This is a genomic window from Okeania sp. SIO2B3, from assembly GCF_010672525.1.
Lineage (GTDB): Bacteria > Cyanobacteriota > Cyanobacteriia > Cyanobacteriales > Microcoleaceae > Okeania.
Genome location: NZ_JAAHGH010000059.1, coordinates 27,976 through 44,104 on the forward strand (window position 1 = coordinate 27,976; position 16,129 = coordinate 44,104).

6 protein-coding genes and 1 pseudogene are annotated in these 16,129 nt (G+C 40.6%); 6 read left to right on the top strand and 1 reads right to left on the bottom strand.

All coding sequences use genetic code 11. The features are described from left to right. Positions 1 to 224: 224 nt before the first annotated feature. Positions 225 to 7,319 carry a PAS domain S-box protein gene (locus tag F6K15_RS26150; RefSeq protein ID WP_293066399.1) on the top strand — a complete coding sequence of 2,365 codons (7,095 nt, stop codon included), beginning with the start codon at positions 225 to 227 and terminating at the stop codon, positions 7,317 to 7,319. A 131-nt stretch (positions 7,320 to 7,450) separates the two neighbouring features. Here F6K15_RS26150 and tnpA read toward each other — a convergent pair. Next, positions 7,451 to 7,879: pseudogene (gene tnpA, locus F6K15_RS26155) on the bottom strand (IS200/IS605 family transposase). A 59-nt stretch (positions 7,880 to 7,938) separates the two neighbouring features. On the opposite strand from tnpA, the gene F6K15_RS26160 reads away from it, so the two are divergent. The 5 genes from F6K15_RS26160 (at position 7,939) to F6K15_RS26180 (ending at position 15,871) form a co-directional block, all read left to right on the top strand. Further along, entirely contained in the window at positions 7,939 to 9,246 is a 1,308-nt protein-coding gene (locus F6K15_RS26160; RefSeq protein ID WP_293066402.1) for a transposase, read from the top strand. An 812-nt stretch (positions 9,247 to 10,058) separates the two neighbouring features. Beyond that, positions 10,059 to 12,140 carry a response regulator gene (locus F6K15_RS26165; RefSeq protein WP_293066405.1) on the top strand — a complete coding sequence of 694 codons (2,082 nt, stop codon included), beginning with the start codon at positions 10,059 to 10,061 and terminating at the stop codon, positions 12,138 to 12,140. Further along, complete coding sequence (locus F6K15_RS26170) at positions 12,137 to 13,771, top strand: response regulator (protein WP_293066408.1); 1,635 nt, start codon at positions 12,137 to 12,139, stop codon at positions 13,769 to 13,771. The genes F6K15_RS26165 and F6K15_RS26170 overlap by 4 nt, the downstream gene beginning before the upstream one ends. Next, positions 13,772 to 14,944 carry a hybrid sensor histidine kinase/response regulator gene (locus tag F6K15_RS26175; RefSeq protein WP_293066410.1) on the top strand — a complete coding sequence of 391 codons (1,173 nt, stop codon included), beginning with the start codon at positions 13,772 to 13,774 and terminating at the stop codon, positions 14,942 to 14,944. Between the two features lie 297 nt (positions 14,945 to 15,241). Further along, complete coding sequence (locus F6K15_RS26180) at positions 15,242 to 15,871, top strand: precorrin-8X methylmutase (RefSeq protein WP_293066413.1); 630 nt, start codon at positions 15,242 to 15,244, stop codon at positions 15,869 to 15,871. Positions 15,872 to 16,129: the final 258 nt, after the last annotated feature.

Consider the following 16,129-nt stretch of genomic DNA (forward strand, 5'->3'; position numbering starts at 1 on the left):
AAAATCAATTATTGTACATAAATCATCCATTATTTCCCCCCTACCCCCTGCTCCCTACTCCCTCTTTTCTGGAGATGTCTAATGACAATGCACAACCATTAATGACAATAAACAACCACCAAAACATTAACTGTTAACTGATGTTAAGAGCAAAAAATTTTAATTTCTTTTGACAAAAAATGAATTATGAGGTATAATGTTAATCCCATCTATATGCATCACAAATGCAGATAGATATTGATTTAATTATACATAATTTAAATTCCCAAAAGTTTCTAGAAGTGACTGCTAACGTTAATGCTATTACCCCACTGGAGCTAAAGTCTGCCATTATTAGAGAACCATTGATTGTATCACCTGATACTCTGGTCATAGATGTCATTGTAAAAATGAGTGGTGTGCGATTGCGCTTTAACACGACAAGAACACTGAACAGTAAACTAGATAAACTCTACTTAGAAGCACTGTCAAGCTGTGTGATAGTGGTGGAAGATGGCCAGGTAATAGGTACGATCTCAGAGAGAGATATAGTACGTCTAAGTCTCCAGCCGCAATCCTTCGATTGTTTAGAGGCACGACAAGTGATGTTACCTCCTGTCGTCACTATGCGCGAGTCTGAATTCACCGATTTGTTTTTTGCTATGAACTTCCTCCAGCAAAATCATATTCGTCATTTACCGATCTTGGACGATCAGAAACACCTGGTGGGAATTGTCACCAAGGAAACACTAAAAGAAATCTGCCAACCAATGGATTTGTTGCGGTTACGTCAGGTAGCTGATGTGATGAGCCGTGATGTGATTTGTGCTACCCCAGATCACTCAATGCTGGAGATTGCTCAACAGATGATAGATCGCTGCGTTAGTTACATCGTGATTGTAGAAGCAAGAGAAAGTCCTCAGATACCCTGGAAAATTCCGGTAGGGATAATAACCTATCGGGATCTGGTACAGTTTCAGGCATTAGGCTTAAATCTAGAATCCTGCACTGCTGAAACAGTAATGAGTAAGCCAGTTTTTGCAGTTAAACAAGAAGAGACACTCTCTAAAGTGCAGCAGATAATGGATCGGCATTTAATCCATCAGCTAGTAGTGGTGGGAGAGCAAGGAGAGCTATTAGGTCTTGTCTCCCAGAGCAATCTGCTCGCAACACTTAACCCCCGAGAACTATACAATTTAGCAAAGATTCTGGAAAAAAAGGTAAAACGCTTAGAAGCAGAGAAAGTGGCTTTGCTAAAAAGTCGCATCATTGAACTAGAGCAACAAGTGGAAACCAGATATGCAGCTCTCCAAGCTAAAGCTCAACGGGAAAAGTTAGTTTTAGAACTAGCTATGCAAATCAGATCGTCTCTGAGCTTACAAAAGATGTTAGATACAACTGTGGAGCAAGTGCGACTGCTGCTAGATTGCGACCGCGTTAATATTTGGCAGTTTGAAGATGACTGGCAAAGCATTGTTGTGGCAGAATCTACTGAATCGTCACTATCCCTTGTAGGCGAACGGATAGATAACAACTGGTTCAAGCAACAGCCAAGTCATATCTATTCCATGGACTGGGTTAGCATAGTGTCAGATATTTATACCACACCAATGTCAGACTCTGAGAGAGAAATGCTCATCCGCTTACAGACACGAGCTAAAATCTGGGTGCCACTGCTGTGTGGGAATGAGTTGTGGGGCTGGCTTAATGTCACCGAAAGTCATTATCCTCGTGAGTGGCAACCGGAAGATGTAGAGCTACTGCAAGCATTATCAATACAACTAGCAGTTGCTATTCAGCAAGCAGTTACATACGAGCAATTGCAGGTAAAACTTCAAGAACAAAAGCAATCACAAGCCCGTCTGCAAGAGAGCGAGCAACGCTACTCTAGTCTAGTTAAAGCATCTCCCGTGGGAATTTTTCATACTGACACCTTAGGCAACTGCATCTATGTCAATGAGCGCTGGTGTGAAATTGCTGGAATTTCTAGAGAGGCAGCGATGGGAAAGGGATGGCAAGAAGGTCTACACCCTGATGACCGCAACCGAGTAGTGGCAGAATGGGAGCAATGTGTCCAAGAAAACCGTCAAGTTAAGATTGAATATTCTTTGCAACGTCCCGATGGTGAGACAGTTTATGTTTATGCACAGTCAGTTGTGCAACGGGATACCAAAGGCCAAAGAATTGGCTATGTGGGCACAATTACTGATATTAGCGATCGCAAGAAAATTGAACTAGCTCTGCAAAAAAGTGAAGCACGATACCGCAAGCTAATAGAGACAGCAAATGAAGGAATATGGATCATAGATGCCGAGAACAAAACCAGCTTTGTTAATCTCAAAATGGCTGAAATGTTAGGCTATAATATAGATGAAATGCTCGGAAAATCTCTTTTGAATTTCATGGATAGCTCGGGCATTGCTATTGCTACCCAAAATTTAGAGTCTCGCCGTCAAGGAATTGCCGAACAACACGACTTTAAATTTCAGCACAAAAATGGAAGCGATGTATGGACAATAGTTTCTACGAACCCAATTTTAGATGAATTGGGAAATTATGTTGGAGCACTCAGCATGATTGCAGATATTAGCGCCCGCAAGCAAGCTGAAATTCGTCTGCAAGAGAGCGAACAACGCTACGCCTCTCTGGCAATGGCAGCTCCGGTTGGAATTTTTCGCACTGATGCTATGGGAAACTGCACATACATCAACGACCGCTACTCTCAAATCAGTGGACTATCTATAGAAATGGCGATGAAAGATGGATGGCGAAAAATCATACACCCCGAAGATCGTGACTGGGTTGTTAGTGAATGGCATAAATTTGTTTTAGAGATTAGTCAATTCCGGCTTGAATGTCGCCTTATGCAACCAGATGGTACGATAAATTGGGTCTACGCAAAGGCAGTTGCTGAACGAAATGCTGATGGAACAGTAGTCGGATATGTGGGGACTATCACAGATATTAGCGAGCGCAAAAAAGCTGAAACTGCTTTAAGGAATAGCGAGCAGCGATTCCGCAACCTTTTTGAATTAACTCCTAAAATTGCAGTCCAAGTATACGACCGCCACCGCCAGATAATTTACTGGAATAATGCTAGTGAGGACCTTTATGGATATACAAAAACAGAGGCGATCGGTCATAAACTTGAAGATTTGATTATTCCTCCAGAAATGAGGGAGTGGGCGATCAATCTTATAGATGGTTTTTTTGCCAAAGGAGAGCCAATATCAGCAGGGGAATTAAACTTTATATGCAAAGATGCTTCTAGAGTTACAGTCTTCTCTAACCACATCATCATGACTAATTCTGAAGGCGAGCCAGAAATGTATTGTGTGGATATTGACATTAGCGAGCGCAAAAAAGCGGAAATTGCTCTACAAAACTTGATAGAGGGTACTGCTGCTACCACTGGTAAGGACTTTTTCCCAGCCTTAGCAAGACACATTGCAGAAGCTCTGAATGTCTCCTATGTCATCGTAACTGAACGGGTTGACGATATGCTTCATGCCTTAGCTTTTTGGGCAAATGGTTCCTTGCAACCAAGCTTTTCCTATCATCCAGCAAAAACTCCATGTGAACGAACATTGCGAGACGGAAAATATTATTGCAAATACTTCGTGCAACAAGAGTTTCCTGAAGATTTAGATTTGGTAGAAATGGCAGCAGAAAGTTATCTCGGCATTGCCTTACGAGATAGTAATGGCAAGGCAATTGGCGATTTGTGTCTCCTCAATGAGCAGCCTATTTCAGACCCAGAGCGAGCCGAACAAATTCTGCGGGTTTTTGCATCTCGTGCTTCCGCAGAGTTGGAACGTCAACGGGCAACAACATTACTAGAAGAACTTAATCAAAAACTAGAAACTAAAGTCAAAGAGCGCACAGCCAAACTACAGGAGCGAGAAACCCGCTATCGAGCCCTAATGGATGGAGCAAGCGATGCTATTTTGTTGGCAGATCGGCAAGGAAATTTACTGGAAGCTAACCATAAATTTGAAGAATTGTTGGGCTACACTTCTACAGAAATAACCTCTATGCACTTCACTCAGCTACATCGACCAGAAGAATTACCACAAATAATCGCAGAATTTGAGTGTGTAACTAACCAAAAGAGTTCCAAAATTTTGGATATTAATTTTCTCCGCAAAGATGGTAATATAGTTCCTGTTGATGTTTCAGCTTCTGTCATTGATATTAACGGTGAAAAAATCATCCAGAATATTTTGCGAGATATCAGCAATCGCAAAGCAGCAGAAAAAGCCGTAATGATGACCCAGTCAGCAGTAGACTTTGCTGCGGATGGAGTATTTTTTATGCGTTCAGATGGTAGCTTCTATTCTGTTAATCAAGCAGCTTGTTCCATGCTGGGATATAGTCGAGAAGAACTACTGAATCTATCAGTGTTTGACATTAACCTCAATATATCCCCTGACTGTTGGATTGAACATTGGCAAAATGTTAAGGAAAGAAAGAACTTCACAATAGAATCTCGACATCAAAACAAAGATGGTCGCGTCTATCCTGTAGAAGTTAGTCTTAATTACCTAAAATTTGATAGTGAAGAATACAGCTTTACTTTTGTCAGAGATATCAGCGAGCGTAAGCAGGCAGAGAACGCCCTACGTCAATCTCAAGAATTCTTACAAGCTGTTCTCAATGTATTACCACTTTACGTCTTTTGGAAAGATAGACAATCAGTATATTTAGGCTGTAATCAAAATTTTGCTGAAGTAGCAGGGTGGTCTAACCCAGAAGCAATTATTGGCAAAACTGATTATGACCTACCCTGGAAGAATACAGAGGCAACCGCTTATTGTGCTGACGACCTGGAGGTCATGGAGTCTGGTGTGGCAAAACTGGGGATTATCGAATCCCAGTTACAAGCTGATGGTAGTCAAAAATGTATCGAAACTCACAAAGTTCCTCTATATAGCCTTGATGGGGAAATTATCGGCGTTTTAGGAGTGTATTTGGATATTACTACTCGCAAACAAGCAGAATCAGCCCTAAAACAACAACTTGCTGCCATTGAAGCGGCAATTGATGGCATCGGTATTCTCCAAGAAAACAGTTACCTCTATGTTAACCAAGCTCATGTGAATTTGTTTGGCTACCAAAGCGCGGCCGAAATTGTAGGCCAACCCTGGAGCGTTTTTTATTCTCCAGAAGAGAAGCAAAGGTTTGAGCAGGAAATTTTTCCACTACTAGAGCGCGGTCGTTCCTGGCAAGGAGAAGCTATCGGTACTCGCAAAGATGGCTCTACCTTTACCGAAGGTCTATCACTAACCCTGACAGAGGATGGGCTATTAATCTGTGTATGTCGCGACATTACAGAACGCAAACGAGCTGAAGAACAACTGTCTAAAAGTGAGGCAGCATTAGTTGAGGCACAACGAGTTGCTCATATTGGGAATTGGGAGTTTGATGTCAAAACTCAAAAACTTACCTGGTCAAAAGAACTTTTTCGGATGTTTGGACTCGACCCAAATCAACCAGAACCTCCTTATGCAGAATATCTCCAAATCATTCATCCTGATGACCTCAATCTACTCGAACAGCAGGTAGAATCAGCAATAGCTAATGGAACTCCTTACACAATTGACTATCGAATTGTCTATGCTGATGGCTCCACTCGCTACCATGAGGGACGTGCAGAAATTGAACGAAATGCTAAGGGACAAGTAATTCGCCTATTTGGCACAGCCTTAGATATTACCGAGCGCAAGCAAGCAGAAGATCATCTACGGGAGTTGTCTACTCGCCTAAATCTGGCAGTAGAGTCTGCCGGTATCGGCATTTGGGATTTTGATATTATACAAAACATTCTGATCTGGGATAAACGAATGTATGAACTATATGGCATAACCCCAAGTAGTTTTACTAATGTTCGTGAAGCGTGGCTTAACACATTACATCCTGACGATCGCGCCATGGTAGAAACTGCTTCTATGCAAGCTTGGCGTGGTGAGAAAGACTATAATACAGAATTTCGAGTCATTCATCCCGACGGTTCTATCCATTTCATTAAAGCTAGTGCTCTAGTGCAACGTAACCTCCAAGGAGAAGCTCAAAGGATGATCGGGATTAACTATGACATCACCGAACAGAAACAAGCAGAAGCAACACTAAAACAAACCAACGAGGAACTTGCCCGCGCCACTCGCCTCAAGGACGAATTCCTGGCCAGTATGAGCCACGAACTCCGTACCCCCCTCAACGCCATCTTAGGTATGAGCGAGGCGCTCCAAGAAGAAGTGTTTGGCACGATCAATGAGCAACAACTCAAAGCATTACAAACTATTGAAGACAGTGGCTCTCATTTGCTAGAGTTAATTAATGATATTCTCGATGTCGCCAAAATTGAATCAGGTCGTATAGAACTTGACTATACCCAAGTTTCAATCTATCATCTTTGTCAATCTAGTATAACCTTTGTTAAACAACTAGCACTGAAAAAACGTATCCAGCTAGAAACTAGACTACCACAAAATTTGCCCGTTCTATTAGTCGATGAGCGACGTATCCGCCAAGCCTTGATTAATCTACTCAATAATGCCGTCAAATTTACTCCAAATGGGGGACGTATCACTCTCAGTGTTAACCTGAAACAGCGCCCGTTGAACCCAGGTGTTTCCGATTTTCCCTGGCCAAACTATATCCAAATTGCCGTCATTGATACAGGTATCGGCATCACTCTAGAGAATCTCAAAAAATTATTTCAGCCCTTTATTCAAATTGATAGTGCTCTAAATCGTGAATATAATGGGACAGGTTTAGGGTTGGCCTTGGTGAAGCGTATTGTCGATCTTCATGGTGGGCAAGTTGGAGTTACCAGTGAAGTCGGGGTTGGCAGTTGCTTTACCATGGATATTCCTTACTCTACTACTGTACCTGGCTTTGTAGAATCAGAAACTCATCCTGAAGCTACGATCAAACCTAGTCAGTCAGAAGAGAATATATCCCCGTTAATACTACTAGCAGAAGACAATGAAGCAAATATCATTACGGTTTCAAGCTACTTGAGAGCCAAAAATTATCGCCTGATTGTGGCAAAAAGTGGAGAGGAGGCAATTGCCCTTGCCCAGTCAGAAAACCCTGAGTTGATTCTAATGGACATTCAAATGCCTGGAATGGATGGGTTAGAAGCCATAAAACATATCCGTCACGATCCAAACTTGGTAGATATTCCGATAGTTGCCCTTACTGCTTTAGCCATGGAAGGCGATCGCGAAGATTGCCTAGCTGCAGGAGCCAATAATTACTTAAGCAAACCCATTAAAATGAAAAAATTAGCAAATACTATTCAAGAACTGTTAAATGCCAAAAAAAAAAGAGGATAACTGATGAAGAAACCATCCATAGTCAATCAAAGCCACTCACCCGAAAAAAAACCTAAAAAGCTTCGGGAGGAAGTACGCAGTGCCCGTTTTAACGGCTGGTTGAATAACGACACGCGGGTAATAAAGCGGCGTTACTTTCCGGTTTGGTTTTCAATGTATTTTCTAACAGTCTCCGTTGAAGCATTTCCTGTTGTAGCACAGAAAAAGCGCTTGAGTCCAAAGTGTAGGTAATTTTAGCAATAAGCGGAAAGAATTTCCTCAAATGATGTGAAGCTCTGCCTTTGACACGCTTAATTATTACAGAAGGGGCAAAAGTTGGGTCAACTTCTAAAAATAAGTGTACATGGTCTGGCATTATTTCTAATGCTATTAACCTCCAATCATGCGAGCGTACATAACTCAAAAATAATCTGTTGCAACCGTTGTTTTACATCTCCTACCAATACTGATTTTCTACGCTTTGGACAAAATACGAAGTGGTAATTAATCAGTGTTACTGAGTGAGGATTTCTTCTATATTCGTCTGGCTTTTTTTTTCCTACGGAATGCTGCGCAAACATAATGAGTGTAGACATATTATGTTTAATAGTGCTATTATATCTACAGGAGGTGATTGTTAATGTACGGATGCCAACAACATCTGGTCAACAGTAGTCCAGAAGTAATGGCTATTCTTGAATACCTTTGTACACAAGCCAATAAGCTTACTAACTGCGGGATTTATTATTGCCGTCAAATGCTGTTTAAAGTAGGGTGCTTTCTGTCTAAAGCTGAACTAGACTTTGAGTTAAAAAGTAATCCACATTTCAAAGCTATGAGGTCAGCTTGTGCCCAACAGACATTACATTCAGTAATTGAGTCTTTTAATTCCTATGCAAGAAGTGCCAAAATGTTTAACTCAGGCGAACTAACACAAAAGCCAAAACCACCAAAATACCGTAAAAAAGATGGTTTAGCCGTTGTCAGTTATCCGGCACGGTGGGTGAAGTTGGTTGATGGTATGCTTAAGTTCCCATTAGGCAAGCAAGTAAAAGTATGGTTCGGCATTGATCATTTCTTGTTGCCAATGCCTAGCAACTTAGATTTCGACCAAATTAAAGAATTTAGGTTTGTCCCAAGAAATAACTGTTTCTATCTAGAATTTGCGCCTCAGCAACCACAGTTAGAAAAAGCCAAGCCAATAGCAGAAAATGTTTTGGGTATAGACCCTGGTTTGAGTAATTGGTTGACCTGCGTCAGTAATGTTGGGAAAGCTTTTATAGTTGATGGAAAAAAAGTTAAATCTCAAAATCAATGGTACAACAAGCAAATAGCTCAAATAAAATCAGGCAAACCTGGTGACTATTGGGATAACCAACTTGCTGTTATTACTGAAAAGCGTAACCGCCAGATGCGGGACAATGTGAACAAAGCAGCCAGATTTGTGATCAACTGGTGCATTGAGCATCAAATAGGTGCGATAGTTTTTGGTTGGAATCAAGGCCAAAAAGATAGTATTAAAATTGGCAAGATAAATAACCAGCAGTTCGTTCAAATACCTACGGCAAAGTTAAAAGCCCGGATAGCTGAATTATCTGAGCAGTATGGGATTGAGTTTGTTGAGACTGAGGAATCGTATACTTCTAAGGCATCGTTTTTAGATGATGATTTTCTGCCGAAATTTGGTGAAAAACCCGTTTGCGTAGCATTCCGTAGGAAAAGGTGGGAAGCATCAGGAAAGCGCGTTAACCGTGGCTTGTACCGTTCGGCAACAGGTAAATTGATTAATGCAGATGCTAACGGTGCAGCTAATATCATCAAAAAAGTAGCAACACAGCTAGAAATCAATCTAGCCAAGGTCTGTAGGGAAGTTTTGATGCTTCCACAACGATATAAACTGGATTCTCTAACCAAAAAATATCGTAAGCAGTGCGTAGCGTGGCAATAGCGCCCGCGTAGCACATCCGCTTAGAATCTAGGGTGTTTTAACCCCTAGAGACATCAAACCACACTCAATAATCATTCTAATACCTGACCTCATATCATGTCCGGTAGCATCGGTTTCATGAGATGGGGAGATGGGGACCCACCCCTCGCCCCTCCCCCTCCCAGGAGGGGAAAATCAAGAAATATTTGGTAATGGTTGAAGATGGAACATTTTTTTATACCGAACCCGAACGGATTTGAGATCAGGAGAGAAAACAGTTATAAAGATTTGGCAATGGTGAAGATGGACAATATTTTTATACCTACAGGACTTACGCATGAGGTACGAAAAACTAGGACTTGAGATTGCTTCCCTATCGGTCGCTTCGGACGGAAATACGTTCTAGTGCGTAATATCATGTCCCGATAATCAGTGATCAAAAAACTTTATCCCTTCTAACCTTTTCTTCCCTTCAGCTCCCGCTGCCTTCCTTCCACTAAAGTATTAAGTATTCAAGCGGACATGATATAAGTCCTAACCTAATTAAACGGATTTGATATCATACCAAATCCTGTTTAGCTAGACCACAAATAATTCAACTACAATCCTGTCTATTGCTATAATTCCCACTTTGATCCTTCCTTTCTACTGACTCCTGACTCTTTTCTACTGACTCCTGACTCCTCAATCAATAGGATAACTAATTATTTGGATACTATATGAAAATCATTACTTGTTTACTACTACCAAATTAATAAAACTAATAAGACTAATCTTAATTGTTAATCATTATATCTTGATGAAAGGTATAAATTCTACTAAATTAAATATTCATGTCTGTCACTCATCAGCCCAATCACTTATCGCCTAGCGATCGCCTTTTACAGGGAATTGCAATTGCCACTAATCGCCTATTGACTGTCAAAGACTACCATGAGTCAGTCCAGGAATCCCTAAATGCCCTTGGGCCAGTTATGGATGTCGATCGGATCTATATTTTCCAAAATCATCTTCATCCTGAGACTGGGGAACCTGCTAGTAGTCAACGTTGGGAGTGGGTAGCTAAGGGTGTACAGCCAGAAATTGACAATCCCAAGCTGCAAAACCTTCTCTATCCAGAAATTCTGCCCCGTTGGTATTATACTCTTTCCCAAGAACAGCCAATTTTAGGTATAATAAGAGATTTTCCAGAAGTAGAAAGATTGCTGCTACAACCCCAAGGAATTCTATCCATCCTGGTAGTGCCTATTTTTATTCGGGACTACTTCTGGGGATTTACCGGGTTTGATGACTGTCACCAAGAGCGTCAATGGGATGATAGTACAAAAGCAGCACTAATGGCGATCGCTGGAAGTATTGGTGGCGCAATTTCCCAGTGGCAAACTGAAGCTAACCTCAAGCAACTCAACGAAACTCTGGAGCAGCGAGTTAAAACCCGTACTGCTGAACTTGAGCAGGCAAAGGAAACTGCTGAAGCTGCTAACCATGCTAAGAGTCAATTTCTGGCTAATATGAGCCATGAACTTCGTACACCACTCAATGGAATTTTGGGCTATGCTCAGATCCTCGATCGTTCTAAAGAATTAGGGGAAAAAGAGCGCCATGGCGTTCAAATCATTCATCAATGTGGCTCTCATTTGCTAACCTTGATTAATGACATATTAGACTTGTCCAAGATAGAAGCTGGCAAACTGGAACTTCATCTCAAAGAGATTCACTTTCCTTCTTTCTTGCAAGGAATTGTAGAAATCTGTCGTGTCCAGTCTGACAAAAAAGGACTTAACTTGATTTATCAGCCTGATGCCAATCTGCCCACAGGGGCGATCGCGGATGAAAAACGACTGCTACAAGTGCTGATTAACCTCCTTGGTAATGCTATTAAGTTTACAGAAAAAGGGAGTATTACTTTCAAAGTTAAAACTGTAAAATTATCAGACCAAACTATAGAAAATGGTATTGTCAGGATTGGGTTTCAAGTTGAAGATACAGGAGTTGGTATTGCTACTTCCAATCTGGAAAATATATTCCAATCCTTCGAGCAAGTTGGAGACAAAAAACGTCAATCAGAAGGTACAGGCTTAGGTTTGACAATTAGCAAAAGAATTGTTGAGCTGATGGGTGGCAAGATTAAAGTCTTGAGCCAACTGGGGGTAGGTAGTATTTTCAATTTTGAGGTAGATTTGCAGATTGCTGATAACTGGACACAACAGATTTCGGCGAGCAATGGGCAGCAAATTATTGGCTATGAAGGAGTGCTTCGCCATCTGCTTGTTGTAGATGACCGATGGGAAAATCGCTCAGTTTTGGTAGAATTGCTAGAGCCACTTGGGTTTAAGCTAACTGAGGCAGAAAATGGTCAAGAAGCATTAACCAAAGCTAAACAACAAACATTCGATCTGATTATAACTGATATACAGATGCCTGTAATGAATGGCTTTGAGATGCTCAAACAGTTACGCAACGATAATGCCCTGAAACATATAACAGTAATTATTTCATCTGCTTCTGTATCAGATATGGATCGACAAATGAGCTTAGATGCCGGAGGTAATGATTTTTTACCCAAACCTGTAAATGCTGAGGAGATATTCTCTCTACTTACTAACCATCTACAAGTGACTTGGAAATATCAAACAATTAAGTCAGTCTCAACTTCTGCTATCATCTTGAGTGATAGTCCTGAAATAGTTGCACCGCCACTAGAGGATTTACAAATTCTATTTGAGTTGGCCCAGGATGGCTTACTGCTCAAGCTAGTAAAAATGGCTGAAAAAATTGGGCAAAAGAGCGATCGCTATCTGCCCTTTACCCAGCAAATTTCACAACTGGCAAAGCAATTTCAAACAGAAAAAATTGAAATATTAATTCAAAAGCACCTTAATTATAAGCAGTATCTAAACTCTCCCAAGCCATGAATCAAGAATTAGCAAAACAAACAGGGATTATTTTAATCGTTGATGATATAATAGCCAATTTAGATATCCTTTCTGAAACACTCAGTGCAGTAGGATATGATGTGGCGATTGCCAACAGTGGAAAACGAGCGCTTAAACAACTAGAGCGAAAATTACCAGATTTAATTTTATTAGACATCACAATGCCTGACATGGATGGCTTTGAAATCTGTAAAAAACTCAAATCCAATCATAGGACTTGCAATATCCCTGTAATTTTTATCACAGCTTTATCAGATACAGAAAGCAAAATTAAAGGTTTTGAGCTAGGGGCAGTAGATTATATTACTAAGCCATTTCAAGAGCAAGAAGTCCTCGCCAGAGTTAAAACTCATTTACAGTTAAGAAGGCTGACTCAAAACTTAGAACAAGAAGTTGCACTAAAGGTCTTTTCGTTAGAGCAAGCAAAGCAAACTGCCGAAACAGCAAACATGGCGAAGAACCAATTTCTCGCCAACATGAGTCATGAACTCCGTTCTCCCCTAAACGTAATTTTGGGCATCACAGAAGGGCTGCAAGAGAAGATATTTGGCAGCGTTAATGAGCAACAAATGAAAGCTCTACAAAAAATTGAGAGCAGTGGAAACGATCTATTAGAACTCATTAACGACATTCTGGATGTTGCCAGAATTGAATCGGGTAAGCTAGAGTTTAACTTTACACTCACTACAGTTTCTTCTCTCTGTCAAGCTAGTCTAGCCTTCATCAAACAACTTGCTGAAAAGAAATGCATTCAACTAGAAATGAAACTGCCCCCAAACCTGCCTGAGTTATTCGTGGATGAACGACGCATCCGCCAAGTCTTAATCAACCTACTCAATAATGCTGTCAAATTTACCCCAGATGGGGGCCGTATTTCCTTGGAAGTCCAAGTCAATCGCCAGCAGTTCAACCCAGAGGCCAATAAATTCCAAAAATTCCTAAGAATTGCTGTGATTGACACTGGCATTGGCATTGCTCCAGAAAACTTCAAAAAACTATTTCAGCCTTTTGTCCAAATTGATAGTTCTCTAAATCGCCACTATCAAGGGACAGGCTTAGGACTTGGCTTGGTGAAACGTATTGTTGAGCATCACGGCGGGCAAGTGGGAGTCACCAGTGAAATAGGGGTTGGTAGTTGCTTCACCATTGACCTTCCTTACACTTTGACAATAGAAACCTCCAACCAATTGGAACTACAGCCTGAACCTAGCATTGAACTGACTCAGCCTCAAGAGCAAATATCACCATTAATTATGGTGGCAGAAGATAACAAAGTAATTATTAGTACAGTTTCGAGCTATCTGAGAGCTAAAGGTTATCGAATTCTCCTGGCTAAGAATGGAGAGGAAGCAATTACCCTCGCCCAGTTGAAAAACCCCGATCTGATTCTGATGGACATTTCAATGCCAAAGATAGATGGCCTTAAGGCTATAGAGCAGATTCGCCGTATTCCTGACCTGGTCGATGTGCCGATAGTTGCACTGACTGCTCTAGCGATGGTAGGCGATCGAGAACGTTGTCTGGCTGCTGGAGCTAATGATTATCTCAGCAAACCTGTTAAACTAAAACAGTTGGCAAACACGATTCAAAAACTTTTAAAAACAAAATAAATGAATTTACCGTCTATTTTAGTTATTGATGATGAACCCAACAATTTTGATGTGATTGAAGCTCTTTTGAGCGACCAAGACTATGAATTGTATTATGCTGCCAGTGGTGAAGAGGGGATCGCTAACCTAGAAACCTACAACCCAGACCTGATTTTACTTGATGTGATGATGCCGGGAATTGATGGTATTGAAGTTTGTCGGCAAATTAAAGCTACATCAGTATGGCAAGCTGTTCCAATTATTATGATAACGGCATTAAGTGCAAAGTCAGACCTGGCAAATTGTCTAAATGCTGGAGCTGACGATTTCATTAGTAAACCGGTTAATGCAATTGAACTGAGGGCAAGAGTTAGCTCCATGCTACGAATTAAGTACCAGTATGATAACCTACAAACTATGCTCAAATTACGGGAAGACATGGTAAAAATGGTCGTTCACGATTTACGAAATCCTTTGACTATTGTCTTGTTTGGCTTAGAACTTTTGAAAAATCCTAATTATCCTCAAGATAAGCAAAACCTTAAACTAAATCAAGTTTATTCGTCAGCACAAACATTACAAGTATTAATTGATGATTTATTAAAAATGGCTTTACTAGAATCTGGTCAAATTCGTCTCAATTGCACAAGGGTCGATCTATGCAGTCTGATCGAGTCTGCTATCTCAAATTTTGAAGCGATCGCCGAGCAAAAAAATCAGTCCCTATTTAGTCAACTCCCAGAAGTTATCTGTAAAAAAGTTGCTATTGATGTTACTTTGTATCATAGAGTATTGGATAACCTCATCTCAAATGCTATTAAGTTTTCCCCACATAACAGTCAAGTTATCGTGAGTTTAGAATTACTCAAATCTGGAGATTACAAAATTGAGGTCCTAGATTCAGGTCCTGGCGTTCCAGAAAAATTGCGACAAAAGATTTTTGAGAAATACGAGATTGGAACTATGATGTCTGGTGTCTCCCAAATAGGATTGGGTTTAGCCTTTTGCAAAATGGTTGTTGAGGCACATGGAGACAAAATTTGTGTGAGAAATAACCAACCACAAGGAGCAATCTTTGAAATAATTCTGAAATCTAATGAAGAAAGAGTAGGCAATGAAGAAGAAAATGCAATAGAGTTGTTGGGAAATAAGGAAGAAGGGATAAATATTGAAAAAAATGGAAAAACAATATAAATAACTATCTAAAATGAACTGGAATAGCTATTTTTAAGCATATTCGACCAAGGTCTACCTTTTTGTAGCATTCTTTTTTCAAATTGGTATAATACCAAGCGTGATAAATAGGGTTTGCGCTTCACTAGTCTTTTTAAGGAGTAGGGGAGTAGAGGAGTAGAGAGTAATTAGGAGAAACGAGGAATTATAGAGGAGATAGTCGGATATATTTGTCAGAGTGATTTTTTTGCTATTATTTCATAAAGCAATGAATTTATTTGAGCTATTACCAATTACCAATTACCAAATTTCCCCAAAATGATTGATTACATTCGCAATGGCGAAGAAATTTACCGCAAATCTTTTGCCATGATTCGCTCCGAAGTTAATCTAGAAAGATTTTCTCAGGATTTAGCTCATGTTGCAGTTAGACTGATTCACGCCTGCGGTATGACAGATATTGTAGAAGATTTAGTCGCTTCCACAGATGCAGTGCAAATAGGACGTGCTGCGTTAATTGATGGTGTGCCAATTCTTTGTGATTCTCAAATGGTAGCTAACGGAATTATACGTCATCGGTTGCCAGCTAACAATGAAGTGATTTGTACTCTTAATCATCCAGAAGTGCCTGAGATGGCTCGACGAATTAAGAATACTCGCTCTGCAACAGCGATAGAATTATGGAAACCTCTAAGCAATAATTCTGTTGTTGCTATTGGCAATGCACCGACGGCATTGTTTCACTTACTAGAAATGCTGGATGAGGGTATGGCAAAACCTGCTCTAATTTTAGGCTTTCCTGTGGGATTTGTGGGTGCAGCGGAATCAAAAGCTGAACTGGCAGCAAATAGTCGAGGTGTTCCATTTATTACTCTCCATGGAAGATGTGGAGGTAGCGCGATCGCAGCTGCGGCAGTGAATGCTTTAGCAAAGGAGAGCGAGCTATGAGATGGGGAGATGGGGGGGATGGGGGGGATGGGGAGATGGGGAGATGGGGAGATGGGGGGGATGGGGAGATGGGGGGATGGGAAGATGGGGAGATGGGGAGATTAAATATTAGATATCTGCTAAAATTCAAAATAAAATCAATTCTTATCCATCAATTGTCAATTATTTTTCCCTGTTCCCTGTTCCCTCTTTTCTTCATATGTTTATTGTAATTATAGAATTATAAATCTATACTATATAACCTGATTATATATGACA

Excerpts from the sequence above, each read along its gene's own strand:
- F6K15_RS26150 (WP_293066399.1), top strand. The coding sequence starts at position 225 with ATGCAGATAGATATTGATTTAATTATACATAATTTAAATTCCCAAAAG.
- F6K15_RS26160 (WP_293066402.1), top strand. The coding sequence starts at position 7,939 with ATGTACGGATGCCAACAACATCTGGTCAACAGTAGTCCAGAAGTAATG.
- F6K15_RS26165 (WP_293066405.1), top strand. The coding sequence starts at position 10,059 with ATGTCTGTCACTCATCAGCCCAATCACTTATCGCCTAGCGATCGCCTT.
- F6K15_RS26170 (WP_293066408.1), top strand. The coding sequence starts at position 12,137 with ATGAATCAAGAATTAGCAAAACAAACAGGGATTATTTTAATCGTTGAT.
- F6K15_RS26175 (WP_293066410.1), top strand. The coding sequence starts at position 13,772 with ATGAATTTACCGTCTATTTTAGTTATTGATGATGAACCCAACAATTTT.
- F6K15_RS26180 (WP_293066413.1), top strand. The coding sequence starts at position 15,242 with ATGATTGATTACATTCGCAATGGCGAAGAAATTTACCGCAAATCTTTT.